We start from the raw sequence: 24091 nt of genomic DNA, 5'->3' as shown, positions 1-24091 counted from the left end.
ACGCCCGGACGATGCCCAGACGATGCCCGGAGGACGCAAACCCGCAGATAATGTCCCTATAACCGTGGCAAAGGGACTGTAATGTCGCACTCCTTTTTGGACGTTTCTCTCTCGGACCTTTTTAGACATTGTGTCTCAGACCTTTTGAGATGGTTTGTGGTTTTTGCTGGGTGAATGACTAAAAAGCAGCCTTCGATTAGAGTCCGCCATGCCGTAGCGATGTGGCCTGTTGATGCGCCTCGGGGTGCGGTGGCTGATTTCTGCAGGGAACATGGTGTGTCCCGGGCTTGGTTTTATCAAGTCCGGGCAGCAGCTGCTGCGGTGGGCCCGGTTAAGGCGTTGGAGAAGAAGCCGCCGGTGGCTTTGAGTCATCCAGCCAAGACCCCACCGGGCATGGTCGAATTATTGCTGGGTACCAGGGCCGAGTTGATGGGGCGGGGTTTTGATTACGGGGCGTTGTCGGTGATCGCGAAACTACGCCGACAGGGCTTCATACCGCCATCGCCGGCGACGGTTTCCAGAATCTTTAGCCGTGCCGGAGTTGTTATTCCCGAGCCCAGGAAAAAGCCACGGCATTTGTACATCCGCTTCGTTTACGCCCGCCCCAACGAGTGTTGGCAGATCGATGCTTTTGAATGGCGCCTGGCGGATGGAAGCAAGGTCGCAGTCTTCCAGCTCATTGATGATCATTCCCGTCTTGCACTGGCGACTTTGGTGGCCAGCGCGGAAACCAGTGCCGGCGCCCTGGCCGTGGTGGCGATGGCCATCGAACGGCACGGTGTGCCGCAACGTTTCCTTTCAGATAACGGTGCGGCGTTCAATCCAAGCCGGCGTGGCAGGCGGGGGGAACTCGTGGAATTCCTCAAAGCACTCGGTGTGGAACCCATGACCGGGAAACCCGGGAAACCCACTACCCAAGGCAAAAATGAGCGCTTCCACCGCACCTTGCATAAATATCTGGAACACCAGGAACCAGCGGCGACGATGGCCGTCCTTCAAGCCCAAATCGATGAGTTCGATAACTACTACAACAACGAACGCGAGCATCAAAGCCTGAATCGGATGACGCCGCAGGAGGCCTGGAACGCGACACCTGCGGCACCTGCGCCGATCCCTCCAGAACCCGACAAAGAACCAGATTCACAACGCCAGGCAGCCCAACGAAAAGTCGCAAAAGATGGCACCGCCACCATCATCGGCACGCACTTCAACATGGGCAAAAGCTACGTAGGGGAAACGATCAACATCCTCTATGACACCAAAACCATCATGTTCTTTACCGCCAACGGCACAGAAATAATCACCCACCCGATCCCGACCAAAGGCACCCCGTACATCGGCAACGGCCAGCCCCGAGGCTTCATGATCAACCAAACAACCACAACCCCAAAAGCGACAACCACACCGACCCAAACGCCCACCACGCCAAGCGTCTAAAAAGGTCCAAGACATCAACCGTCAACGAAGGTCCGAGACATAAAGTGTCTACACAGGTCCGAGACATGACACCGTGGCAAAGGGACATTATCTGCGGGTTCGCGTGCGGGGCGGATCCGTGCGGGTTCGCGTGCGGGGCGGGGGCGGATCCGTGCGGGGCGGATCCGCAGGGGCCAAAAAAGCTAAATGGTGACCGTGCCGTTCCCGGTTTCAAAGGTGACGCTCATGATGCCGGGGGTGCCGCGGGGGGCGATCCACTCCACTGCCACATCCTCCAGCGGGGCCTCCACGGGTTCACCGAGCCATTGCGTGACCCGTTCGGCACTGCCGGCAATGGTCAAGGATGCCAGGCGCACGGTGGAGGGCCGCGCCTGGGATGGATGCAGCGCCGGGTTGCCGTCCCACTTGAGCATGTAGGGGACCTGGGGGTCGGCAATGAGCCCCTTGATGCCAATTTGCTGCCACACAAGTTCCTGTCCGTCGGGGAACTTGCGGTTGCCAGGGACCGCGCTGCGGCCCAGGCGGGACTCAAACGGTGCCAGGTCATCCACGGCCACACACCAGCCCATCCATCCGCCGCCCGCGGAAGACCGCGCCCTGACGGCCTGGCCAAAGGGCGCCTTGTCGGAGGCGGGGTGGTCCAGGCACTCCACAATCTCCACATAGTGGTGATGCGTGAGCGGGATAATCATATTGCGGGTGCCAAAGCGCGGGTGGATGCCACCCTTGACTGCCTTGACCCCGAGGGCTGAAGAGATTCGCTCCGTGGTGGCAGCCAATCCGTCTGATTCACTGGCATAAGAAACATGGTCCATTCGCATGTGATCATCTTGGCACTTTGCACCCCTGCACTCGACTTAGTGCACCCTTAGCGTCATGGGACGTCAAATCTCAGGGTATGGCGGGGTCCGGCCGTGGGGCAGAATTGAGGGGTGAATGATGCAAGCACCGCCGAATTGATTCTGCCCACTCCCACCGCCCAAGCCAACGCCATGGGGACGGCGATTGCCGCCGAGCTCGGTGTGCGGGATGCGCAGGTGCGCGCAGCCGTGGCCTTGCTCGACGACGGCGCCAGCGTGCCCTTCATTGCCCGGTACCGAAAGGAAGCCACCGGCACCTTGGATGATGCGCAGCTGCGCGCGCTGGAGGAACGGCTGCGGTACCTGCGCGAACTGGAGGCCCGGAGGGTGGCGGTGTTGACGGCCATCCACAGGCAGGGCAGGCTCAGTGCCGCCCTGCGCCGCGGAATTGAGGCAGCTGCCACCAAATCCGGGCTCGAGGACCTGTACCTGCCCTATAAATCGACGCGAAAAACCAAGGCCGACGCTGCCCGGGAAGCGGGGCTTGAACCCTTGCTGGATACGTTGTTGGCCGACCCCACCGCGGCTCCGGAGCTTGCCGGCGGCGCCTTTGTGGACCCGGGGCGCGGCGTGGCCACCGTGGATGAGGCGCTGGCCGGTGCCCGGGCCATCCTGATTGAACGCGCGGGCCAGGATGCGGCCCTGGTGGGCGGCCTCCGGGAGCGGCTGTGGACCAGGGGTGCACTGCGCTCCTGCGTCAAAACAGGCAAAGCCGGGGAGGGGGAGAAGTTCAAGGACTACTTTGACTTTGTGCAGGCGCCCCACACAGTGCCCAGCCACCGCGTCCTGGCCCTGCTGCGTGGAGAAAAAGAGGGTGTGCTGTCCCTGGATGTGGCGGCGGCCGACCCCCGGGATGCCGAGGCCCACACGCAGGCCCGTGGTGCCTATGAGCTTGCCGTGGCGCGCGCATTGGGCATCCACGCCTCCGGCCGGGCAGCGGATGCTTGGCTGCTGGACGGGGCGCGCCTGGCCTGGCGCACCCGCATTTTGGCGCGCTTGTCAGCGGATCTGCGGGTGCGCCTCTTCCAGCAGGCCGAAGAGGAGTCGGTGCGGGTCTTCGCTGCGAACCTGCGCGATGTCCTGCTCGCCGCCCCCGCCGGCAGCCGGACAACCCTGGGGCTGGATCCGGGTCTGCGCACGGGAACCAAGGTGGCCGTGGTTGATGGCACAGGCAAGGTGCTTGCCGCCGACACCATCCATCCGCACGCTCCAGCCAGAAAATGGCAGGAATCCCTGGCCACCCTGCTGGGGTTGGCCGACAAACACCACGTTGAACTCATCGCCATCGGCAATGGCACGGCCAGCCGCGAAACCGACACGCTCGCCAGCGAACTTGTCGCCGAACTCAAACGCCGTGATCCAGGGAGGACAGTGACCAAGGTCGTGGTGTCCGAGGCGGGCGCGTCCGTATATTCGGCATCGGCGCTGGCCAGTGCGGAACTGCCGGGCATGGACGTGTCCCTGCGCGGCGCCGTCTCCATAGCCCGCCGCCTGCAGGATCCCCTGGCCGAACTGGTGAAGATTGACCCCCGGTCCATTGGCGTGGGGCAGTACCAACACGATCTGACCCCCGCCAAACTGGAGCGCTCGCTGAACGCCGTCGTCGAAGACTGCGTCAATGCCGTGGGCGTGGACTTGAACATGGCCTCGCCGGCCCTGCTTTCACAGGTGGCGGGCCTGGGTCCGCTGCTGAGTGAAAACATTGTGGCGCACCGCAACCAGCACGGGCCCTTCACCAGGCGGCGGGAGCTGCTTAAAGTTCCCCGGCTGGGCCCCAAGGCCTATGAACAATGTGCAGGCTTTCTGCGCATTGCCGGTGGCCCCGAGCCCTTGGACGCCTCCAGCGTGCACCCGGAAGCCTACGGTGTGGCGCGCAGGATCCTCACCGCGGTGGGAGCGGCCCCGGCGGACATCCGTGCCGGGGTTCACGCCGCGGCAACAGTGGATCCGGCAGCTTTTGTGGACGGCAGCTTTGGCCTGCCCACCGTGAAGGACATCATCGCCGAGTTGCAAAAGCCCGGCCGGGATCCCCGCCCCCGCTTTGAAACCGCCACGTTCGCCGCCGGCATTGAAAAAATCACGGACCTGCGCCCAGGCATGATCCTGGAAGGCACGGTCTCCAATGTGGCCGCCTTTGGCGCTTTCGTGGACATTGGCGTGCACCAGGACGGCCTGGTCCACGTCTCGGCCATGAGCAGCTCCTTCGTCTCGGACCCCCACACGGTGGTCAAATCGGGCCAGGTGGTCCGCGTCAAGGTCCTGGAGGTGGATCCGGAACGCCGGCGCATCTCGCTTTCCCTGCGCCTGGAGAACGACGCCGCGGCGCGCGGGCAGGGCAGGGAGGTCCCGGGCACCGCCGGCGGGGCCCGGCCCAAGGCGGCACGGCAGGTGGCTGCGGGGCCACGGGGCCCACAGAAGGCAAAAGGGCCGAAAGCCGGGCCGGTGGTGGACACGGCCATGGCCGAGGCCCTGCGCCAGGCCGGATTGCGAAAGCCGACACAGTAGCCATTAATTCAGGATGCTGCCATTTTCGGGCCGAAAATCAAGCATTGTTTCGGCAAAAGTCATATAGGCGTCACATTGTTGCAGGGCCCAGGGGATTCTTCCAGACTTGATGCCAAGGTCATGAGTGCCAGCATCCAGCCCCGGCTTGCTGGCCGGCAACCCTCCTTCCGCGGCGGGGTGCCCCGGGTGAAGACCTGGCACCGAATCGTCCGGTTCCGGTGCAAGCGCGGGCCAGCAGTGCCACGGCCCTCCCGCATGCGTGCGCAGGAGGGCTTTGTTGCCGGTCCCAAGTGTGAAGGAACGCATCCATGAGCAATGGTTGGTCATTTGAAACCCGTCAGATCCACGTCGGACAGGAGCCCGACGCCGTCACCGGCGCCCGTGCCCTGCCCATTTACCAGACCACGTCGTTTGTGTTTCCCTCGGCCGAAAGCGCCGCGGCACGTTTCGCGCTTGCTGAGCTGGAACCCATCTACACCCGCATCGGCAACCCCACCACCGACGCCGTGGAACAACGCATCGCCAATCTTGAAGGCGGCGTCGGCGCCCTGCTGCTGGCCTCGGGACAGGCCGCAACCACCTTTGCAATTCTCAATGTGGCCGAGGCCGGGGATCACATAGTTTCCAGCCCCAGCGTCTACGGCGGCACCTTCAACCTCTTCGCCCACTCGCTGAAAAAGCTGGGCATCGACGTCACCTTCGTGGCCGATCCGGACAATGCCGAGCAATGGCGCGCGGCCGTCCGGCCCAACACCAAGGCCTTCTTTGGCGAAACCGTTTCCAACCCCCGCCAGGACGTTTTGGACCTGGAAACCATCAGTGGCATCGCCCATGAGGCGGGCGTGCCCCTGATTGTGGACAACACCTTGGCCACGCCCTACTTGATCCGGCCCTTGGAATGGGGGGCGGACATTGTGATCCACTCCGCCACGAAGTACCTCGGTGGCCACGGCACCGCCATTGGCGGCGTCATTGTGGACGGCGGGACCTTTGACTTTGCGGCGGATAAGGAAAAGTTCCCCGGCTTCAACACCCCGGATGAAAGCTACAACGGCCTGGTGTTCGCCCGTGATTTGGGCGTGGGGTCCGCACTCGGGGCAAACCTGGCCTACATCCTCAAGGCCCGGGTGCAGCTGCTGCGCGATCTTGGCGCCTCCATTTCACCCTTCAACGCCTTCCTGATCGCCCAGGGGCTGGAAACCTTGAGCCTGCGTGTGGAGCGGCACGTCAGCAACGCCGTCGAGGTTGCGCAGTGGCTGGAGGGCAATGACAATGTTCAGTCGGTGGCCTATGCGGGCATTGCCTCCAGCCCCTGGTTTGAGCGTGGCCGCAAATATGGGCCCCGGGGCACCGGCGCCATTGTGGCCTTCGACATTGTGGGCGGGGCCGAGGCCGGTCAACGCTTTGTTGACGGCTTGGAACTGCACTCGCACGTTGCCAACCTGGGCGATGTGCGCTCCCTCGTCATCCACCCGGCGTCCACCACCCACGCCCAGCTCACGCCCGAGCAGCAGCTGGCGGCGGGCGTGCGCCCCGGACTGGTGCGGCTCTCGGTGGGACTGGAAAACGTTGCCGACATCATTGCAGATCTCGAGGCGGGATTTCGCGCGGCAAAATCAGCGTGAGTTCCATGCTGGAACCGAAAACCGCCGACGCCGGGTTCCCCCCGGACACCAACAACCGCACCAACAACCACACCGGCACGGCTCCCTTGTGGTCCGCGGCCGTGGGGCAGGGCGGGGGACTGCTGCGTTCCATGGACATTGGGGCGCTGACGCTGGAGGCCGGCGGTGAACTGCCGGGCGTAACGCTGGCCTATGAATGCTGGGGCACGCTCAATGGGCGCGGCGACAACGCCGTGCTCATTGAGCATGCGCTCACGGGCAGCACCCACGTCAGCCGCGGCGACTCCGAGGAAGACGGCTGGTGGGAAGGTCTGGTGGGTCCAGGGGCTGTCATTGACACCGACAAATACTTTGTGGTGTGCGCGAACATGGTGGGGGGCTGCTACGGCAGCACCGGGCCCTCCAGCATTGCCGCCGACGGAAAACCGTGGGGTTCACGTTTTCCCTTCATCACCATCCGCGACTCCGTCCAGGCAGAGGCGCAGCTGGCCGCGCAGCTCGGCATCCGGTCCTGGCATGCCGTCATTGGCGGCTCCATGGGAGGGGCCCGGGCACTGGAGTGGGCTGTCAGTTTCCCGGCGATGGTCCAGCGCTGCGCCGTGGTGGCCTCGTGCGCGGCAAGCACCGCCGAGCAGATTGCCCTGGCCCAGGCGCAGCTGTTGGCCATTGTCCAGGATCCCCATTTCGCCGGCGGAGACTATTACGACGGCGCGGCCCCCACCGCCGGGCTGGGGCTGGCGCGGCGCATTGCCCACATCAGCTACCGCTCCGAAGCCGAGATGGGTGCCCGCTTCGGTCGTGTGGCCCAGGACGACGCCGGCACTGTCACCGCCGCACGCAATGTCGGCACGGGGGCGGGGCTGTACCGGGTGGAGAGCTATTTAGACCATCAGGCCCGCAAGCTGGTGGGCAGATTTGACGCCAACAGCTACATTGCCGTCACTGAAGCCCTCATCAGCCACGATGTGGCCCGCGGCCGCGGGACCTTGCAGGAGGCCTTGTCAGTGACTGCTGGGGTGGAATTTTTGGTGGCTGCCGTCAGCAGCGACAGGCTGTATTTTCCCGCCCAGTCGCGGGAACTGGCCGCGGCACTGCCCGGCAAGGTCACCTGGGGGCTCATTGACTCACCCATTGGCCACGACGGTTTCCTGACCGAGGTGGAAGCCGTGGGGGAACTGCTGCAAAACTCGCTGTTCCGCGGCTAAAAATTCTTGAAGATGGCTTCGCGGTGGCCTGCATACTGCTCGGCAGTGACCTGCCCGGCCCGGCGGGCAGCATCCAGGGCGTCGAGCTGACGCTTGAGTTCGGCCTCCACCCGCATGCGCTCATGGGCGAAGCCGGCCTCATGCGCCCCAAGGGGGGTGTTGTGACCCTTCAACGGCACCCCATTGAGCAGCGTCGTCGCGTGGGGTCCGGCGTTCCGGTCCGTCCCGGGCGGCCTTGCCGCCGGTGTGCGGCTGCGCTTCTTCCGGGCGGCCGCGCGGATGAAGGAGCTCACCACGGCCACGGCGGCCAGCAGTACAACAAGGAACGGCTGGAATGAAAAGGAGCCCTCAGCCGAGGCGGCCGCACCCTCCATCACCCCTTGACTGGACAAGATTCCCACGGTTCACCTTTTCTACCCGGGCGCGCCAACTGCAACACCTGGCTTCATCCTAGTGCGGCGCCCGGGGGCATCCCCATGCGCGCCCCGGGCAGGGCGTCCCACGGGGGACGCAACGGGGGGACGCAACAGCGGATGCAACAGCGGCAAAGTGGAGCGGCCGCTCAGCGTTCACGGACCACCACGGGGGCGGGGGTGGGCCGCTTGGGGCCCACCCCGTCTCCCAGGGATTGGTGCCGAAGCCTGCGCAGCACCCAGGGGAAGAAAAACTCCCGGGCCCACACCAGGTCCTCGGCGCGTGCGCTCTGCCACCTTTGCTGGGGCAGCGGCGCCGGCTCCATGGGCACCAGGGTGTGCGGAAGCTGCAGCGCCGCCAGGGCCATGATGGCAATGGTGTGGTGGCCCAGGGGTGAAAAATGCAGCCGGTCCCCATCCCACATGCGGTGGTCGGCGAGCTGCTCCAGGGACCACATATTGGCCACCACCACGCCGTGGCGGGCGGCAATGGCGTGCAGGTTCTCATTGTAGATGGCCACACGCCCGCGGATCCTGGCCAGCACGGGCATGGTGCGCACATCGGGTCCGGTGAAGAGCAGCACCGTGGCCCCGGTGGCACGCATGCGGGCCACGGCCGCATCCAGTTTTTGGGCCAGCGTGTCCGGGTCGGCGCCGGGGCGGAGCAGGTCATTGCCGCCGGCGGAAATGCTGATTAAATCGGCCTGCAGCGCCAGTGCCGGTTCCAGTTGTTCACCCAGGATCTGGGCCAGCAGTTTGCCACGGATGGCCAGATTCGCGTAGTTGAAGTCCGGGCAGTTGCGGCTGAGTTCCTCGGCCACACGGTCGGCCCAGCCGCGGTGTCCGCCGGGGCTGGAGGGTTCCGGGTCGCCAATGCCCTCGGTGAAGGAATCACCCAGGGCAACGTAGCGGCGCCAGGGATGCGGGGCCTGGGAATTCTCCATGCCCATATGGTGCCCCCAAACAGGGGGGATGCGCCAGCAGCTGCCCTTATTTGGGTGCCCCGGCCGCGCATGAAACGATGAAGCCATGAGTGAAAACCCCACAGTCCTATGGTCCCGTCCTGAAGATGCCCGCGCCGGAACACCGTTGTTGGTGGTGTTCCATGGCTACGGCGCCGACGAGGCGGATTTGTTCTCCCTGGCCGGCCAGCTGCCCGGCGAGTTCACGGTGGCTGCGGTGCGTGCCCCGCTGCCGGCAGGTGCCGGTTTTGCCTGGTTCCCGCTGCGCAGCGATCTGGGCTATGCGGTGTCATCGGTGACCGCCGCTGCGGCCGGCGTCGAACAGTGGCTTGAGGCTGTCCGTGGGGCACACAGTTCCGTGAGCCTGTTGGGATTCTCCCAGGGCATGGCCCTGGCCACCACGCTGCTGCGCCACCGCCCCGCCCGTTACGCGGCAGTGGTGGGCCTGTCGGGCTTCGTGGTCGATGCCGAAAATGACAGCTACTTTGACGACGACGCCGTGGCGCAATGCAGGCCGGAGATCTTCTGGGGCCGGGACCAGGCGGATCCCGTCATTCCACAGGCAGCCATTGAAGCCACCAACAGCTGGATGCATGCCCACGTCAAGCTCACCAAGGTGCTGTATTCGGGCATCATGCATGGCATCAATGCCCAGGAAATTGCCCACGTGAGCGAGTTCCTGCAATACAAGGTGCTTGACGCCCGCTAGCAGGCAGGGCAGGGGTGCAGCCGCAGTCAGCCGGCGGTGATGCGGACGGTTTCGCCGTTGACCGTGACGGTGTCGCCGTGGTGCAGCTGGCGGCCGCGGCGTTCATCAATTTCCCCGTTGACCTTCACCAGGCCGTTTTTAATCAGCTCGGCCGCCTCCACGCCGTCGTCCACCAGGCTGGCAAGCTTGAGCAGCTGTCCCAGGCGGATCATGCTGTCGCGGATGGGAATGTCAATGATCTCGTGTGAACTCATGCCTTAATTGTGCCCCACGGCCGGTGCCCTGGCTGACGTAGGGCTGACGTCAGGGCGGTGCGGGCGGGTGTGCAATATTTGGTCACGCGCTGCAATTGCCGCGCGGGCACTGTAGCTTGGAGCGGACACCGTCCCCGCCGTGCCTGAGGAGAATCCGCCATGCCTGCCACCCCCGCCCTTGTCGTCAGCGGCTACACCGAGGAAGGTTCCGGAACCGGGCCGGGGATTGCCCGTTTTGCCTTGGACGGCGCCGGACGGGTGGGGGCCATCCAGGCGCAGGGCGCGGGGCTGCGCAACCCCTCCTTTGCGGCTGCGGGCGCGGGGGTGCTGTTGGCGGTTGAGGAGCTGGCGGAGGGGCAGGTGGTGGCCCTGGATTCCGGGACGCTGGAGCTGGTGGCGCGGACGGCCAGCGGAGGCGCCGATCCCTGCCATGTGGCGCTGGTGGGGGAGACCGTCTGGGTGGCCCATTACTCCTCGGGGACCGCTGCGGCATTGCCTCTGCCGTTCCTCACGGCGGGCACCCTGCAGCAGGCCCCCACCCTGGTGGCGCACCTGAAGGAGCCCGAAGCGCAGGAGGGCAGGCAGGCTTCAAGCCATGCGCACCAGGTCAGTGCCACCGCCTGGGGCAGCGTGCTGGTGACGGATCTGGGCGCCGACCGTGTTGATGAATACGACGCCGAAACGTTCGTCTTGCTTGGATCCGCCCAACTGCCCTTGGGTGCGGGCCCGCGCCATGTGGCGTTGAAGGGGCAGTATCTTCTGGTGGTGGGCGAGTTGGACGGCTGCCTGCACGTCTTTGCCCGGGAGCCGCAGGAACAGGCGAACAATGCCTGGCGGTGGTTGTTTCAGGTGCCGTTGGCGGAGGACGCGGACCGGATTGCCCAGGCGCAGGATTTTGCCCCCTCGCACATGGAGCTTTCCGCCGATGCCAGCAAACTGTATGCGGCGGTGCGCGGACCCGACACGCTGGTGGTCCTGGACGTCAGCGGACTCTCCGCCGATCCGGCCAGCGAAACGCGCCCCAAAAAACCGGTCCTGGTGCAGCAGCTCCCCAGCGGCGGAAAGTGGCCACGCCACTTTGCCGTGGCCGGGCAAAAAATGTATGTGGCCAATCAATACTCCGACAATGTGGCGGTTTTTGATCTCGACGGGGACGGGCTGCTTGGCGCGGTGCCGGTGCAGCGGGTGGATTTTGGCAGTCCCAGCTGCGTGCTGGTGCAAGCACCCTAGGAGCGGGTGCTGCGGATTAATTTGCCGTGCACATCGTCGTGGATGCGTTCCATCTTTGAATCCAGGCGGCTGGCCACCTCCGCCGCCTCCTGAAGTTCGGCCAAAATGGCCGCCGGAATGGCGTGGTCGTACTTGTAGTAGATCTTGTGTTCAAGGCTGGCCCAAAAATCCATGGCCACGGTGCGGATCTGCAGCTCCACCGCCATGTCCTGAATGGACTCGGAGAGGAAAATCGGCACCTTCACTATCAAGTGCAGGCTCTTGTAGCCATTGGCCTTGGGGTTGGCAATGTAATCCTTGGTGGTCACCACGGTGATGTCCTGCTGCGAGCTGATCATCTGCGCAATCCAGTAGGCATCGGCGTTGAAGCTGCAGACAATGCGCACCCCGGCAATGTCGGTGATGTGCTCACTCAACGCCGCCAAGGTCAGCGGTATCTCCCGGCGGCGGGCCTTGTCCAAAATACTGTCCGGAGACTTCAACCGGGAGCTGACATGCTCAATGGGGCTGTAGTCGTGCAGGTGCTCGAACTCGGTCTTGAGGATGTTGATCTTGGTCATGATCTCCTCAATGGCGAACTGGTAGTTGAGCATGAAGCGGGCCAAACCAGCACGCAGCTCCTTGCCCTCGACCAGCTGCCCGGTGGTTTCGGGGTCGTGGCTGTCCAACCATGGCTTCGGCCCGGTCATAAAAGGATCCTTCCAATCACACATGGCTGACATGCGGCGGCTGATGCGTGACTGGGTGGTCAGCCCGCAGCTGTTGGGAACGGTTTGGCTTGTGTCCCCCGGGACAAGCATAAACAAGCAAGCGCAGAGCCAGCTGTACGTGCCCCGGGTGCCCCGGCACGGCCGGGGCACCCGGGGCACCGCCGCGGCAGCACCGCCGGATTCCCGGCACACCGGCACCCAAAGGTAGGCTGGTGCACTGGCGGACCGCACCCAGCGGCCTCGTAAATCCTTTAGGAGTTAAACAGTGGCGCCCCAATCCAAGCTTGACCAGGTCATTTCCCTCGCAAAACGTCGCGGCTTTGTCTTCCAGGCCGGTGAAATTTACGGCGGTTCGCGGTCGGCCTGGGATTACGGCCCCCTCGGTGTTGAGCTGAAGGAAAACATCAAGCGTGAGTGGTGGCAGTCATTTGTCCGCGGCCGTGAGGACATGGTGGGCCTGGATTCCTCCATCATCCTGCCCAAGGCCGTCTGGGCCGCATCGGGCCACGTCGCCACCTTCACCGATCCCCTCGTTGAGTGCACCCAGTGCCACAAGCGCCACCGCCAGGACCACCTCATCGAAGCCTTTGTGGCCAAGAAGAAGCGCCAGCCGGAAAACGGCATGGACGAGATCGTGTGCCCGGACTGCGGCACCAAGGGCCAGTTCACCGAACCCCAGCTGTTCTCCGGCCTGATGAAGACCTTCCTCGGCCCGGTCGAGAGCGAGGCCGGAATGGCCTACATGCGCCCCGAAACCGCGCAGGGCATTTTCGTGAACTTCAACAACGTGCTGACCACCTCCCGCAAGAAGCCCCCGTTCGGGATCGGCCAGATCGGCAAGGCGTTCCGCAACGAAATCACGCCCGGAAACTTCATCTTCCGCACCCGCGAATTCGAGCAGATGGAAATCGAGTTCTTCGTCCCCGGCGAAGACGCCGAGACATGGTTCAAGGAATGGGTTGAGCTGTGCTGGGACTGGTTCCTGGACCTGGGCATCAACCCGGAGAACATGCGCCGCTTTGACGTCCCCGAGGACGAGCGTGCGCACTACTCCGCCGGCACCATCGACTTTGAGTACAAGTTCGGTTTCCAGGGTTCGGAATGGGGCGAACTGATGGGCGTCGCGAACCGCACCGACTACGACCTGGGCTCGCACACCAAGGGCTCCGGCACTGATTTGAGCTACTTCAACCAGGCCACGGGCGAGCGCTTCACCCCCTACGTGATTGAGCCTTCCTTCGGCCTGACCCGCTCCATGATGGCGTTCCTGGTGGACGCCTTCGTCGAGGATGAAGCCCCCAACGCCAAGGGCGGCGTGGACAAGCGCACCGTGCTGAAGCTCGATCCCCGCCTGGCCCCGGTGAAGGCCGCGGTCCTGCCATTGAGCCGCAACGAGGAGCTGTCGCCGAAGGCCAAGGAGCTCGCCAACGCCCTGCGCAAGCACTGGAACATTGAATTTGACGACGCCGGCGCCATTGGCCGCCGCTACCGCCGCCAGGACGAGATCGGCACGCCGTTCTGCATCACCGTGGACTTCGACACGCTCGAGGACAACGCCGTGACCATCCGGGAGCGCGACACCATGAGCCAGGAGCGGGTGCCCCTGGATCAGGTGCAGGCGTACCTGGCGACCCGGCTGCTGGGCGCCTAGGCATGGCTGAACTTTCCTACCGGCCCTGGCAGGAGGGCGATGACCTGACGCTCTTGGAGATTTGGGGCGACGCCGATTCCGCTCCGGCCCGCCAGTTCCGGGCGGCCCTGGTGCCGTCCCAGGACGCCAATCCCTGGCGGCGGACCATCGTTGCCCAGGATCAGGGCATCCCGGTCGCGGCCGGGGTGGTCTACTCCACGAAGCTGCACCCCACACGGCTGTGGACCTATGTGGAGGTGGCCAAGGACCACCGGCGCGCCGGCGTGGGCGCCACCTTGGTGACCATGCTGCGTGCCGAAGCCGCCGCGGCACTGGCTGCGGGGCTCGTGGGCACCACGGCGCTGCGCAGCAAGGTTGCCCCGGGCACCCCGGGGGCGGCCTTTGCCCAGGCCATGGGCCTGGACGTGCTGCAGCGCAACCGGGTGGTGGAGGTGGGGCCCGGCGCCTTGAAGCTGCCCCTCTTCGGCAACGGGAGCGAGGAAGAGGCCACCGCCCGCGTCCAGGACCTGGCCACGGGTTCGGTGGAACTGACGGATGTGGTGGGCCGCTACTACGAATCTGTGAACCGCTGGGATACCACCGGCACGCTGAGCCCGGGCCTGGTCCAGCAAATGTTCCTTGACGACCTCACAGGTGCCCACGGCGCCCTGGTGTTGCGGGCGGAGCCCGCCAGCGCCTTTGGCACCGGCGTGGCGCCCAGCAAAAAAGGCAAAATCCAGGCCTTTGCCCTGAGCTACTCGCGAGGGAGCATCGACACTTCCCCGGACGTTGCCGCTGGCGCCTCCGAGGTGTTCCTCGGCGTGGAACCGGCCCTGGGCCGTGATGAGGCCGTGCAGGCCGTGTATGATCTGCTCGCCCTCATTACGCACCAGTACCCGGTGCTGCTGGAACTGGATGATTCCATGGAGGCCCTTTGCGCCGTGGTTGATCCCATGATTTCCGTAGCCGCCGCCCAGGAACGCGGCGCGGAAACCCTCGTCGTCGGCGAATAGCACTTCCACGCCCGGACCCTTCACGCAAAGGACACCTTCAAGCCCATGGGCCACTCACATTCGCATGTTCCGCAGGCCCCTGTCAGCCGGCCGGAGCTGCGCCGGCGCAAGGCGGTGCGTCGCCGTGCGGTGGTGCTGCTCAGCTGGCTGCTGGGACCATTGGCGGTGTTGACGCTGCTGGCTCTGGTGTTGATGTGGCCCAATGCCGAGACCGGCCCGCCACCTGCGGGAAATCCGCAGGCGGCGGCCCCCGGTGCCAGCATTGTGACCGGGACGGTGCTGCGGGCGGTGACGGAGGATTGCGCCGGCATTGACGGCAACGCGGGCATGGACTGCCATGTGGCGTACACCTCGGTGGACGGCCAAGAGGAGCTGCCCGTGGTGGTGGGCCCGGACATTGCGCAGTCCCGGGGCGTGAAACCCGGCGACACCATCAGCTTCCTTGACCTGACGGGCCTGGCGGCCGTCGCGGGGGTGGAAACGGCCGGGGCGCAGTACGTTTTCATGGACTTTGTCCGCACCGTGCCCATGGGGCTGCTGGCAGTGGTCTATGCCGTGGTGGTGGTGGCCGTGGCCAGGTGGCGCGGGCTGCGGGCCATGGTTGGTCTGGCCGGGGCCTTTGCGGTCCTGGCCTGGTTCATGCTCCCGGCCCTGTCACAGGGGCAGTCGCCGCTGCTGGTTGCCCTGGTGGGTTCCTCGGCCATCATGTTTGGGGTGCTGTACTTCGCCCACGGCTTTTCCGTGCGCACCTCCACGGCCCTGCTGGGGACGCTTTTTGGTCTGGCAGTGACGGCCGGGCTGGCGGCGTGGGCGGTGGATGCCGCCGCTTTGACCGGAACCACGGGGGAGAACGCCTACCAGCTGAGCACCCTCACCAATGGCATGTCACTGTCCGGGATGATCCTGTGCGGGCTGGTCATTTCCGGCCTGGGCGTGCTCAACGACGTCACCATCACGCAGTCCTCGGCCGTGTGGGAACTGCATGAGCTGGCCCCCCACACCTCGGTGAAGGAACTTTTCACCTCCGCCATGCGCATTGGCCGGGACCACATTGCCTCCACCGTGTACACCATTGCCTTCGCCTATGCCGGAAGCGCCTTGCCGGTGCTGCTGATGGTCTCCCTGTACGACCAGCAGCTGATCACCGCCCTGACGGGTGTGGAACTGGCCGAGGAAATTGTGCGCATCCTGGTGGGCTCCATTGGCCTGGTGCTGGCCATTCCGGTCACCACCGCCGTGGCCGTGGCAGTGGTTAAAGCCACCGGCACCCCGGCCGGCACCCAGGGCGTGCCGGCGCAGGCCCACGGCTGAGGCGCCGGGCCGGGCGCCTGCTCAGGGGATCCCGGGCCCCTGCCACGGTGCCATGCTGAAGCGCCGCGCCACGGCGTCGTGGATCCGGGGGTGGTCCAGTGCCGCACCGGCCAGCCGGTGCCTGAGCGCCAACAACGACGCCGGCTGCCGCCTGCCCAGCGCCGTGTTCAGCCATGCCTGGGCCGAGGCCTGGGCAGCCGCCCTTTGACGGCTGCGCTGAAACTGCCGCAGGCGCGCCCCGGTGTCTTCACCGCGCAGGGCCGCTGCCATGATGGGGGCCAGCGCCGCGGCATCCAGCCACCCCAGCGTCATGCCCTGGCCGCCAATGGGGCTGATCTCATGGGCGGCGTCACCAATGAGGGCCGCCCGTCCGGCCACCATGCGCGTGGCGTGCCGGGACCTGACCTTGAAGGCGCTGAGCATGCTGTTGCCGCGCGGATCCACTGCCACAGCCGTGCGTTCGGCAATGAGCGCCGTCAAAAACTCCGCACCGGCGTCGGAGTGGAAGCGGGGGGTGTGGGCCACCCAGCGGCGCAGCCCGCCGGGGAGGGGGAACGATTCCACGATGCCGCCCGGTTCCAGGTACAGCACCGCGGCCGGTCCGTGGGAACCGGTGTCCACAAAGTCACCCATGAGGAAGTTGTCCGGATAGTCCCGTCCCCGGGTGGCGATGCCCAGCTGTGTTCGGAGGGTGGAACGGGCACCGTCGGCGCCCACCACCAGGCGGGCGGCCACCGACCCCCGGTGGTGGGCGGTGGACAGCGTCAGCGAGTCCCCGGCGTCGTGCGCGGCGGTGACCGTCACGGCCCGCTGCACGGCGTGCGGATCCAAGGCGTGCACCCGGGCCGCCAAGATGGCCTCGGTGCGCGCCTGGGGCAGTGACAGGATGAAGGGATAGGCGTTGCCCAGCCGGTCAAAGCGCAGCTCCGTGACACGTTTTCCGGCGCTGTAGCCCGCCCCGGAGGTGATGCGCAGCCCCTCGGCCAGCAGCTGCGGCGCCACTCCGGCGCGGGCCAGGGCGTCCAAGCCAGGCGGGTGGATGCCAATGGCGCGCGAATGCGTGCCGGCCGCCGCGCGCTGTTCCAAAATCCGCACGCTCAACCCCTCCTGCAGCAGCAGGGCGCCCAGGTACAGGCCCACCGGCCCGGCGCCCACAATGGCCACATCAAGCATGGGCATCCGCGGGGCTCCACAGCAGCAGGTTCCGCCACGGCGCAGCCGATTCCACCTGCCAGCCCCGGGGCACGGCCGCCTGCAGTTCAGCTGCCCGGTAGCTGCGCCTGATGGACGTCAGCCCGTCCCGGCGGATGAAGGAACCCGGGAAAAAGGGCAGCGTCCCGGCGGAAAACAAGGCGTATGCCACCGGGCTGCGCGCAATGTCGCCGTGGATGACGGCGCGCCGGGCCACTTTCTGCGAATCCTGCAACAACAGCGCCAACTCCTCCTGGCCCAGGTGGTGCAGCAGGTGGTTGGAGATGACGATGTCAAAGGCGGCCCCTTCCTCAATCAGGGCACTGCTGTGCACGCTGCGGAACTCCAGCCGCGGCAGCACATTGTGGGTGCGTGCGTAGGCAATGGCCCGGACGTCGGGATCAATGGCCGTGATGCTCAGCCGCAGTCCGTCCCGCGCCGCCCAGCGGGCCAGGCCGGCGGCAATGTCCCCGCCGCCGCAGCCAATGTCCAGCAAGGTGGTCTCCCGCGTGTTGGACAGCAGGGGCCTGATGCTTTTGCGGTACACCGCCCGCCAACGGGCCACCACCTTGTTGATCAGCGGAAACTGCGCATAGGTGCGCTCCAGCTGGGCCGGATCGCAGTCGGGGCTGTCCATTTCCTCCCGTGCCTGTACATCCCGGACGGCCAGCAGCCAGCGGCGCACCGTGCGCGGGGGCACCGTCCGCAATGGCGTTTCAGGCATGGCCTGCGGGAACGGCGCTGAGGCGTCCGGCGTGGTTCCCGCCGTCTCCGTTGTCTCCGCCGTCCCCGCCGTCTCCGTTGTCACCGGTCCGTCCGGTGGCTGCGCTGGCGGGGCGGCCGGTGGCCGGTGCGCCGGCGTCGAAGGTGGAGAGTTTGGTGAACAGGGCGGTCTCCACTGTCAGGCCCGGGCCAAAGGCCATGGCGCAGATGGCTTCGCTGGCCTGCTTGGCGGGCTGTTCCAGAATGTGTTTGAGCACGAACATGACCGTGGCGCTGCTCATGTTGCCGTAGTTGCGCAGGGTCTCCCGGGCCGGAATGAGCTGTTCGGCACTGAGCTCCAGTTTGGCCTGGACCTTGTCCAGGATGCTGCGGCCGCCGGGGTGGATGGCCCAGTGCGGGATGTCGCTGTAGGCGCCGGCCGCCAGCTTGGGGGCGGTGGCCAGCAGTGGTTCAAGGGCGCCGGTGATGTGTTCGTCAATGATTTTGGGCACGTAGCTGTCCAGCACCATTTCAAAACCGTGGTCACCAATGTTCCACGCCATGGAATCTTCTCCCACCGGGGTCAGGACCGTTTCAAAATGGTCCATGGCCAGGACCGGACGCTCTGTGGGAAGTTCGCGGGCGCTCACCACCGCCGCGGCCGCGCCGTCGGCAAACAGCGAGGACCCCATGATGGTGTCCGGATCGTTGGAGGTGCGCACGTGCAGGGAGCACAGTTCCACCGACACGACCAGCACCACTGCGTCGGGGTCCGCGTCGCAAAAAGCCTTGGCGGCCCGCAGCGCCGGGAATGCCGCATAGCAGCCCATGAATCCCAGATGATAGCGCTGCACCGAGGGCTTCAGGCCCAAGGCACGGACAATCTTATAGTCCGGGCCGGGGTTGAAGAAGCCGGTGCAGGACACGGTGACCACGTGGGTGACGTCGCCGGCTGTGAGCTCGGGGCACGCGGCGAGGGCCTTGGCAGCCGCTTCAATGAACAGCGGCGTCGCCTCGGCGGCAAAGAGGTCGTTGCGTTCCTTGGTGGTGGGATTGAGCAACAGCCCGGTGCCGGCGTCGTAAAACATGGGGTCCTCGCTCCGGGAGGAGGTGGTCAGCTCGCTCACTGCCGTATGCCGGGTGTCAATGGCGGCGCCGTCAAAGCAGGCGCGCACCAGGCGCTGGCCCAGCCGCGTCAACCCGGGCTGGGCGGCAAAGACATCCCGGGCCTGTTCCTGGATCAAGATGGTGGACGGGACGGCAGTTTCCAAAGCCCTGAGTGTGACAGTCATAGTCCATTCTTAGTGGCGCACAGCTCATAACACAATGCCTCCACCCCGCGGCGGGCCGCCGCCGGAACCGGCGTTGGGGGTGCCGGGGCGCCAATTTAATCGTGAGTGGGCAGGATTTGCCCATCTTTGAGAGAATTGCACAGTGACTGTTACAGATCTTCCCACCAGCAAGACAAAACTCGACCTGCCGCCCTTGAAATTAGGCAACATCACCGTGGAAACACCCGTGGTGCTTGCCCCCATGGCGGGCATCACCAACACGGCGTTCCGCCGGCTGTGCCGCGAACACGGCGGGGGAGTCTTTGTCTCTGAGATGGTGACCTCCCGGGCCCTTGTGGAGCGGACGCCGGAGTCCATGCGCCTGATCAGCCATGATGAGGATGAGCGGGTCCGCTCGGTCCAGCTCTACGGCGTGGACCCCGAAACGGTGGGCAAGGCGGTGCGGATGCTGGTGGAGGAAGACCACGCGGACCACATCGACTTGAATTTTGGCTGCCCGGTGGCGAAGGTCACCCGGCGCGGCGGGGGCGCGGCCCTGCCATGGAAGCTGGATTTGTTCACCGATATTGTCCAGACGGCGGTGCGCGAGGCGTCGGTCGGCGGGATCCCGCTGACCATTAAGATGCGCAAGGGCATTGACGAAGATCACCTGACCTATTTGGAGGCGGGCCGCATTGCCCGTGACGCGGGAGTGGCGGCCGTGGCACTGCATGGACGCACCGCCAACCAGTTCTACTCGGGCAAAGCCGATTGGGATGCCATTGCCCGGCTCCGGGAGACCCTGCCGGATGTGCCCGTGCTGGGCAATGGTGACATCTGGAGCGCCGAGGACGCCGTGGCCATGGTGCGCCAGACGGGTGTTGACGGTGTGGTGGTTGGCCGCGGCTGCCAGGGCCGCCCCTGGCTCTTTGGTGATTTGATGGCGGCCTTTGAAGGCAGCGACACCCGGCACCAGCCAGGGTTGGCTGAAGTGGCGGCTGCCGTGTACCGCCATGCCGAACTGCTGGTGGACACCTTTGACGATGAAAACAAGGCCTTGCGTGACATCCGCAAGCACATGGCCTGGTATTTCAAGGGGTATGTGGTGGGTGGCGAACTGCGCGCCAAGCTCTCCTGCGTGCCCACCTTGGAAGTGCTGCGCGGGCTTTTGGACCAGCTGGATATGGATGAAGGGTACCCGGGGGTGGATGCCGAGGGCCCCCGGGGCCGCGCCGGAACGCCCAAACGCACGGCACTTCCCGCCAACTGGTTGGACAGCCGCACCGTCAGCGACTCCCAGGGTGCCGAGCTGGCAGGCGCCGAACTGGACGTCTCCGGAGGCTGACGCGGCGGTGCGGGGTGTGGGGCCCGCATGGCGCCGTGCTCCGCGCCGCGCTCCGCTCTTTGCGCCGCGCTCCGCCGAACCCGCACATAACGTCCCTTTGGCGCACTCAAGGGGACGTTATGTGCGGGTTCGCGTGGATACCTGAGCGGAATAGGGGATGATTGTCCCTTTCCCCGCTGCGCCGCCCCGCCCCGCCCCTCGCGCTCCTCCCGGCTTCGCCAAACCCGCAGATCATGTCCCTTTGGCGCACTCAAGGGGACATTATCTGCGGGTTCGCGGAATGAACGGGGACTCCTGGGCCGACGGGCCGGCCTGTGGGCAGTGTCCCCTCGGGGTGCGGGGTTGGACCTAAACTAGGGAACATGTCAACAGATTCACATCCGGTGTACTTGCCCCAGGACCAGCAGCGGTGGGTGCAGGAGACGCCCAAGAACTCCCTTCGCACCGTGTTTGAAAGGGACAGGGCAAGGGTGCTGCATTCCTCGGCGTTGCGCCGCCTGGGTGCCAAGACCCAGGTGGTGGCCCCGGACACCGACGACTTTGTCCGCACCCGCCTGACCCACAGCCTTGAAGTGGCCCAGATTGGCCGTGAATTGGGCCGGACGCTGGGCTGCGACCCCGATGTGGTGGACACTGCCTGCCTGGCCCATGATCTGGGCCACCCGCCCTTTGGCCACAATGGGGAGTCGGTGCTCAATGAGCTCTCCCACGACATTGGTGGTTTTGAAGGCAATGCCCAGACCCTGCGGCTGCTGACCCGGTTGGAGTCCAAGGTGCTCACGCCCGACGGGGGTTCAGCTGGCCTGAACCTGACGCGGGCGTGCCTGGATGCCTCCACCAAGTACCCCTGGCTGGCTTTGGACGCGCCCGTGATCGGGGGGCTGCGGACCAGCAAGTTTGGTGCCTACACCGACGATCTGCCCGTCTTCACCTGGCTGCGCGACGGCGCCCCCACGGGCAAGTCATGCATTGAAGCCCAGGTGATGGACCTCGCCGATGACATTTCCTACTCCGTGCACGACGTCGAAGATGCCATCGTGGCAGGGCACGTGCAGCTCAAGTGGCTGGCGAACCAAGACCAGCGGAAACGGGTTTTGGGCTACACCCAGCAGTGGTACCTGCCCACCACCGACACGGCGGAAATTGACGCGGCCCTGCAGCGCCTGGAGGCAACCGATGTGTGGGTGCGGCATGCCGACGGCAGCAGGCGCTCCATGGCGGCGTTGAAGGACATGACGAGCCAGCTCATTGGCCGGTTCTGCCAGAGCGCCGTTGCTGCCACCCGCACGGTCCACGGGACGGGACGGCTCTCACGCTACGCCGGAGATGTGATTGTGCCGCAGGAGACCTTGACGGAAATAGCCGTCATGAAGGGCCTTGCCACCACATTTGTCATGACCACCGACCACCGCCAGCCCATTTACCAGCGCCAGCGGGACGTGTTGAGCGAGCTGGTGGCAGTGCTCAGCGCCACCGGTGACGCCCATTTGGAAACCATGTTCGCCGCTGACTGGCGGGACGCGGACGACGACGGCACCCGCCTTCGGGTGGTCATCGACCAGATCGCCTCGCTCACCGATGGATCGGCGCTGGCCCTGCACGAACGGCTTGTGGGCACCGAACGCACGCTGCTGTAACCCGGCGGCCGCAGCGGCCGCGCACCGGGAGCCCGAAGGTGTGCACAACGGGGCCGGGAGCTGGGTTCCTCACGTAAACTGGCAAGGTGGCTGGACTGATTAGACGTGAAGACATTGACGAGGTGCGCACACGCACCGACCTCAAGGAAATGGTCGACGCGTACGTGACGTTGAAATCGGCCGGCATTGGTTCGTGGAAGGGTTTATGCCCTTTCCATGATGAACGCAGTCCCTCTTTTCATGTGCGCCCGCAAATGGGATATTTCCATTGTTTTGGCTGCCAGGAAAGTGGTGATGTCATTTCCTTTATTCAAAAAATGGATCACATCACCTTTTCCGAGGCCGTGGAAAAACTTGCCGCCAAAATCGGTTATGAATTGCGGTATGAAGATGGCGGCACCGGACCGCGCCGGGAGGATATTGGCCGCCGCCAGCGTTTGCTGGATGCGCATAAAATTGCCGGCGAGTTTTTCCGCGCCCAGCTGCTCGATCCCGGCGCGGCGGCAGGCAGGCAGTTCCTGGCCGAGCGCGGCTTTGACCGGGCGGCCGCCGAGCACTTTGGCGTGGGCTTTGCCCCCAAAGGCTGGGATGCGCTGCTTAAACACCTCGGCGGCAGGGGCTTCAACCACGAGGAATTGAAGCTGACAGGCATGTTCTCCGAGGGCAGCCGGGGCATTTATGACCGTTTCCGGGGGCGGCTCATGTGGCCCATCCGCGACATTGCCGGGGACACGGTGGGTTTTGGCGCCCGAAAACTCTTCGATGACGACCAGGGCCCGAAATACCTCAACACCCCGGAAACCACCCTGTACAAGAAATCGCAGGTGCTGTACGGGATTGATCTGGCCAAGCGGAGCATTGCCTCCAAACGCCAGCTGGTGGTGGTGGAGGGCTACACCGACGTCATGGCGTGCCACTTGGCCGGGGTGGACACGGCAGTGGCAACCTGCGGCACAGCCTTCGGCGCAGACCACATTAAAGTGGCAAGGCGCCTGTTGTCCGACGACGGCAGCGGCGGGGAAGTGGTGTTCACCTTCGACGGCGACGCGGCCGGGCAAAAGGCTGCACTGAAGGCCTTTGATGAGGACCAGCGCTTTACGGCCCAGACCTATGTGGCCGTGGAGCCCTCCGGCGCCGACCCCTGCGAGCTTCGCCAGCGCAAGGGCGATGAGGCGGTGCACGCCCTGATCCGCTCCCGCAGGCCGTTGTTTGAATTTGCCATCCGTTCCACCCTGGCCAAGTTTGACCTCAGCACGGTGGAGGGACGTGTCAGCGGCCTGCGGGAATCCGCTCCGGTGGTGGCAGCCATCCGTGACGGCTCCACCCGCATGGGCTACAGCCAGGAGCTGGCCGGCTGGCTGGGTCTGGCTGATCCCAATGAGGTGCTGCGGGCGGTGAAAAACGCCGACCGCAAGGCCCACAACACCCCCCAGCATGAGACACGGGGGCGGCAGCGTCCGGCTGAGGCCATGGCTGGCGCCGGCGCCCGTGCAGCCACAGGGGCAGGCCCCAACGGCCAGCCAGGAGCCGGGCACGGCGCTGCGCAGGAGAGGGCGGATTCGACGCAGGGGGACATTGCGGCTGGAATGCCTAGCGGCTTTGCCCGTCCGGATCCGCGCGATCCGCAGGGGCGGATGGAACGGGAGGCGCTGGAGGTGGTTTTGCAGCACCCCGGCTATTTGAGCGCCGGGAACTGGCAGCATTTTGCCGCAACCGAGTTCGTCAATGCCGCCTACCGGGCCGTGCAGGGTGGGATCGTGGCCGCGGGACAGGCGCAGCAGAGCTCCGTGCAATGGCTTGAAGCCGTCCGTGCCGCTGTTCCCCCGGAATTGGAGCAGCTGGTGGCTGAGCTGGCGCTCAGTCCGCTGCCGGCCACGCGGGAGGACACGCTGGCACGGTACTGCCGTGACATTTTGCGGCGGTTGTTTGAGCTGCAGATCACCCGGCTCAAGCAGGAGCGTCTGGGTGCCCTGCAGCGCATGGATCCGGCCGTGGACCCGGAAAATTATCAGTTGCTCCAACGCGAACTAATGGAGCTGGAAACAGCCCGCCGGCAGTTGCGCGGAGACGGCTGATTCTCC

General features: G+C 65.4%; 20 protein-coding genes and 1 riboswitch. Of the genes, 12 read left to right on the top strand and 8 right to left on the bottom strand.

All coding sequences use genetic code 11. The features are described from left to right. Nucleotides 1-174 precede the first annotated feature (174 nt). On the top strand, nt 175-1437 hold the full coding sequence (locus ACFUCV_RS00765; RefSeq protein WP_380810960.1) for a DDE-type integrase/transposase/recombinase: 1263 nt from the start codon (nt 175-177) through the stop codon (nt 1435-1437). 182 nt (nt 1438-1619) lie between these two features. Here the strand turns inward: ACFUCV_RS00765 and ACFUCV_RS00760 are convergent, their stop codons facing one another. Beyond that, nucleotides 1620-2258: a VOC family protein gene (locus ACFUCV_RS00760; protein ID WP_380810958.1), complete on the bottom strand. Its 639-nt coding sequence runs from the start codon at nt 2256-2258 to the stop codon at nt 1620-1622. Nucleotides 2259-2429: 171 nt separating this feature from the next. On the opposite strand from ACFUCV_RS00760, the gene ACFUCV_RS00755 reads away from it, so the two are divergent. The 3 genes from ACFUCV_RS00755 (at nt 2430) to ACFUCV_RS00745 (ending at nt 7632) form a co-directional block, all read left to right on the top strand. Beyond that, on the top strand, nt 2430-4802 hold the full coding sequence (locus ACFUCV_RS00755) for a Tex family protein (RefSeq protein WP_380811456.1): 2373 nt from the start codon (nt 2430-2432) through the stop codon (nt 4800-4802). A 116-nt stretch (nt 4803-4918) separates the two neighbouring features. Continuing rightward, nucleotides 4919-5035, top strand: a riboswitch (SAM riboswitch). 75 nt (nt 5036-5110) lie between these two features. After that, a complete protein-coding gene (locus ACFUCV_RS00750; protein ID WP_380810956.1) occupies nt 5111-6427 on the top strand; it encodes a bifunctional o-acetylhomoserine/o-acetylserine sulfhydrylase in 1317 nt (438 codons plus the stop codon). Nucleotides 6428-6558: 131 nt separating this feature from the next. Further along, complete coding sequence (locus tag ACFUCV_RS00745; RefSeq protein WP_380811454.1) at nt 6559-7632, top strand: homoserine O-acetyltransferase; 1074 nt, start codon at nt 6559-6561, stop codon at nt 7630-7632. On the opposite strand, the gene ACFUCV_RS00740 is transcribed toward ACFUCV_RS00745, so the two are convergent. After that, a complete protein-coding gene (locus ACFUCV_RS00740) occupies nt 7629-8033 on the bottom strand; it encodes a hypothetical protein (protein ID WP_380810954.1) in 405 nt (134 codons plus the stop codon). The genes ACFUCV_RS00745 and ACFUCV_RS00740 overlap by 4 nt on opposite strands. Before the next feature lie 161 nt (nt 8034-8194). Continuing rightward, the gene (locus ACFUCV_RS00735; RefSeq protein ID WP_380810952.1) at nt 8195-8989 is read right to left on the bottom strand and encodes an SGNH/GDSL hydrolase family protein; all 795 of its coding nucleotides are present in this window, start codon (nt 8987-8989) and stop codon (nt 8195-8197) included. A gap of 85 nt (nt 8990-9074) precedes the next feature. Between ACFUCV_RS00735 and ACFUCV_RS00730 the strand changes: the two genes are divergently transcribed. After that, nucleotides 9075-9716 (top strand): alpha/beta hydrolase, encoded by a 642-nt coding sequence (locus ACFUCV_RS00730; protein WP_380810948.1) that lies wholly within the window; start codon nt 9075-9077, stop codon nt 9714-9716. Between the two features lie 26 nt (nt 9717-9742). Here ACFUCV_RS00730 and ACFUCV_RS00725 read toward each other — a convergent pair whose 3' ends face one another. Beyond that, on the bottom strand, nt 9743-9970 hold the full coding sequence (locus ACFUCV_RS00725; protein ID WP_380810946.1) for an RNA-binding S4 domain-containing protein: 228 nt from the start codon (nt 9968-9970) through the stop codon (nt 9743-9745). 159 nt (nt 9971-10129) lie between these two features. Between ACFUCV_RS00725 and ACFUCV_RS00720 the strand changes: the two genes are divergently transcribed. After that, complete coding sequence (locus tag ACFUCV_RS00720) at nt 10130-11200, top strand: lactonase family protein (RefSeq protein WP_380810944.1); 1071 nt, start codon at nt 10130-10132, stop codon at nt 11198-11200. On the opposite strand, the gene ACFUCV_RS00715 is transcribed toward ACFUCV_RS00720, so the two are convergent. Next, the gene (locus tag ACFUCV_RS00715; protein ID WP_380810942.1) at nt 11197-11889 is read right to left on the bottom strand and encodes a GTP pyrophosphokinase family protein; all 693 of its coding nucleotides are present in this window, start codon (nt 11887-11889) and stop codon (nt 11197-11199) included. The genes ACFUCV_RS00720 and ACFUCV_RS00715 overlap by 4 nt on opposite strands. Nucleotides 11890-12175: 286 nt before the next feature. On the opposite strand from ACFUCV_RS00715, the gene ACFUCV_RS00710 reads away from it, so the two are divergent. The 3 genes from ACFUCV_RS00710 to ACFUCV_RS00700 are packed head-to-tail and all read left to right on the top strand — an operon-like array spanning nt 12176 to nt 15864. Then, nucleotides 12176-13561, top strand: coding sequence for a glycine--tRNA ligase (locus ACFUCV_RS00710; protein ID WP_380810940.1), 1386 nt, complete (start codon nt 12176-12178; stop codon nt 13559-13561). A gap of 2 nt (nt 13562-13563) precedes the next feature. Beyond that, nucleotides 13564-14553 (top strand): GNAT family N-acetyltransferase, encoded by a 990-nt coding sequence (locus ACFUCV_RS00705; RefSeq protein WP_380810938.1) that lies wholly within the window; start codon nt 13564-13566, stop codon nt 14551-14553. A 45-nt stretch (nt 14554-14598) separates the two neighbouring features. Continuing rightward, a complete protein-coding gene (locus tag ACFUCV_RS00700; protein WP_380810936.1) occupies nt 14599-15864 on the top strand; it encodes a YibE/F family protein in 1266 nt (421 codons plus the stop codon). A 21-nt stretch (nt 15865-15885) separates the two neighbouring features. Here the strand turns inward: ACFUCV_RS00700 and ACFUCV_RS00695 are convergent, their stop codons facing one another. From ACFUCV_RS00695 to ACFUCV_RS00685, 3 genes are read right to left on the bottom strand one after another with little or no spacing between them, the layout of a single operon-like run. Then, nucleotides 15886-17043 (bottom strand): FAD-dependent oxidoreductase, encoded by a 1158-nt coding sequence (locus ACFUCV_RS00695; protein ID WP_380810934.1) that lies wholly within the window; start codon nt 17041-17043, stop codon nt 15886-15888. After that, nucleotides 17030-17779, bottom strand: coding sequence for a class I SAM-dependent methyltransferase (locus tag ACFUCV_RS00690; protein ID WP_380810932.1), 750 nt, complete (start codon nt 17777-17779; stop codon nt 17030-17032). The genes ACFUCV_RS00695 and ACFUCV_RS00690 overlap by 14 nt, the downstream gene beginning before the upstream one ends. Next, the gene (locus ACFUCV_RS00685; protein ID WP_380810930.1) at nt 17772-19049 is read right to left on the bottom strand and encodes a type III polyketide synthase; all 1278 of its coding nucleotides are present in this window, start codon (nt 19047-19049) and stop codon (nt 17772-17774) included. Before ACFUCV_RS00685 ends, ACFUCV_RS00690 begins: the two co-directional genes overlap by 8 nt. A gap of 142 nt (nt 19050-19191) precedes the next feature. Here ACFUCV_RS00685 and dusB point away from each other — a divergent pair, with 142 nt between their 5' ends. The 3 genes from dusB (at nt 19192) to dnaG (ending at nt 24085) form a co-directional block, all read left to right on the top strand. Beyond that, nucleotides 19192-20373 carry a tRNA dihydrouridine synthase DusB gene (gene dusB, locus ACFUCV_RS00680; protein WP_380810928.1) on the top strand — a complete coding sequence of 394 codons (1182 nt, stop codon included), beginning with the start codon at nt 19192-19194 and terminating at the stop codon, nt 20371-20373. A 362-nt stretch (nt 20374-20735) separates the two neighbouring features. Then, nucleotides 20736-22010 carry a deoxyguanosinetriphosphate triphosphohydrolase gene (locus ACFUCV_RS00675; RefSeq protein ID WP_380810926.1) on the top strand — a complete coding sequence of 425 codons (1275 nt, stop codon included), beginning with the start codon at nt 20736-20738 and terminating at the stop codon, nt 22008-22010. Nucleotides 22011-22096: 86 nt separating this feature from the next. Then, a complete protein-coding gene (dnaG, locus tag ACFUCV_RS00670; protein WP_380810924.1) occupies nt 22097-24085 on the top strand; it encodes a DNA primase in 1989 nt (662 codons plus the stop codon). Nucleotides 24086-24091 lie beyond the last annotated feature (6 nt).

Origin of the sequence: Specibacter sp. NPDC057265, assembly GCF_042668835.1 — a bacterium.
Classification (GTDB): Bacteria; Actinomycetota; Actinomycetes; order Actinomycetales; family Micrococcaceae; genus Specibacter.
The sequence above is the reverse complement of the archived record's forward strand: the minus strand, read 5'-3'. Positions and strand labels throughout refer to the sequence as shown.

What these genes read in the sequence shown, in the direction of transcription:
- ACFUCV_RS00765 (WP_380810960.1), top strand. Translation starts at nt 175, where the DNA reads ATGACTAAAAAGCAGCCTTCGATTAGAGTCCGCCATGCCGTAGCGATG.
- ACFUCV_RS00760 (WP_380810958.1), bottom strand. Translation starts at nt 2,258, where the DNA reads ATGCGAATGGACCATGTTTCTTATGCCAGTGAATCAGACGGATTGGCT.
- ACFUCV_RS00755 (WP_380811456.1), top strand. Translation starts at nt 2,430, where the DNA reads ATGGGGACGGCGATTGCCGCCGAGCTCGGTGTGCGGGATGCGCAGGTG.
- ACFUCV_RS00750 (WP_380810956.1), top strand. Translation starts at nt 5,111, where the DNA reads ATGAGCAATGGTTGGTCATTTGAAACCCGTCAGATCCACGTCGGACAG.
- ACFUCV_RS00745 (WP_380811454.1), top strand. Translation starts at nt 6,559, where the DNA reads ATGGACATTGGGGCGCTGACGCTGGAGGCCGGCGGTGAACTGCCGGGC.
- ACFUCV_RS00735 (WP_380810952.1), bottom strand. Translation starts at nt 8,989, where the DNA reads ATGGAGAATTCCCAGGCCCCGCATCCCTGGCGCCGCTACGTTGCCCTG.
- ACFUCV_RS00730 (WP_380810948.1), top strand. Translation starts at nt 9,075, where the DNA reads ATGAGTGAAAACCCCACAGTCCTATGGTCCCGTCCTGAAGATGCCCGC.
- ACFUCV_RS00725 (WP_380810946.1), bottom strand. Translation starts at nt 9,970, where the DNA reads ATGAGTTCACACGAGATCATTGACATTCCCATCCGCGACAGCATGATC.
- ACFUCV_RS00720 (WP_380810944.1), top strand. Translation starts at nt 10,130, where the DNA reads ATGCCTGCCACCCCCGCCCTTGTCGTCAGCGGCTACACCGAGGAAGGT.
- ACFUCV_RS00715 (WP_380810942.1), bottom strand. Translation starts at nt 11,889, where the DNA reads ATGACCGGGCCGAAGCCATGGTTGGACAGCCACGACCCCGAAACCACC.
- ACFUCV_RS00705 (WP_380810938.1), top strand. Translation starts at nt 13,564, where the DNA reads ATGGCTGAACTTTCCTACCGGCCCTGGCAGGAGGGCGATGACCTGACG.
- ACFUCV_RS00700 (WP_380810936.1), top strand. Translation starts at nt 14,599, where the DNA reads ATGGGCCACTCACATTCGCATGTTCCGCAGGCCCCTGTCAGCCGGCCG.
- ACFUCV_RS00695 (WP_380810934.1), bottom strand. Translation starts at nt 17,043, where the DNA reads ATGCCCATGCTTGATGTGGCCATTGTGGGCGCCGGGCCGGTGGGCCTG.
- ACFUCV_RS00690 (WP_380810932.1), bottom strand. Translation starts at nt 17,779, where the DNA reads ATGCCTGAAACGCCATTGCGGACGGTGCCCCCGCGCACGGTGCGCCGC.
- ACFUCV_RS00685 (WP_380810930.1), bottom strand. Translation starts at nt 19,049, where the DNA reads ATGACTGTCACACTCAGGGCTTTGGAAACTGCCGTCCCGTCCACCATC.
- ACFUCV_RS00675 (WP_380810926.1), top strand. Translation starts at nt 20,736, where the DNA reads ATGTCAACAGATTCACATCCGGTGTACTTGCCCCAGGACCAGCAGCGG.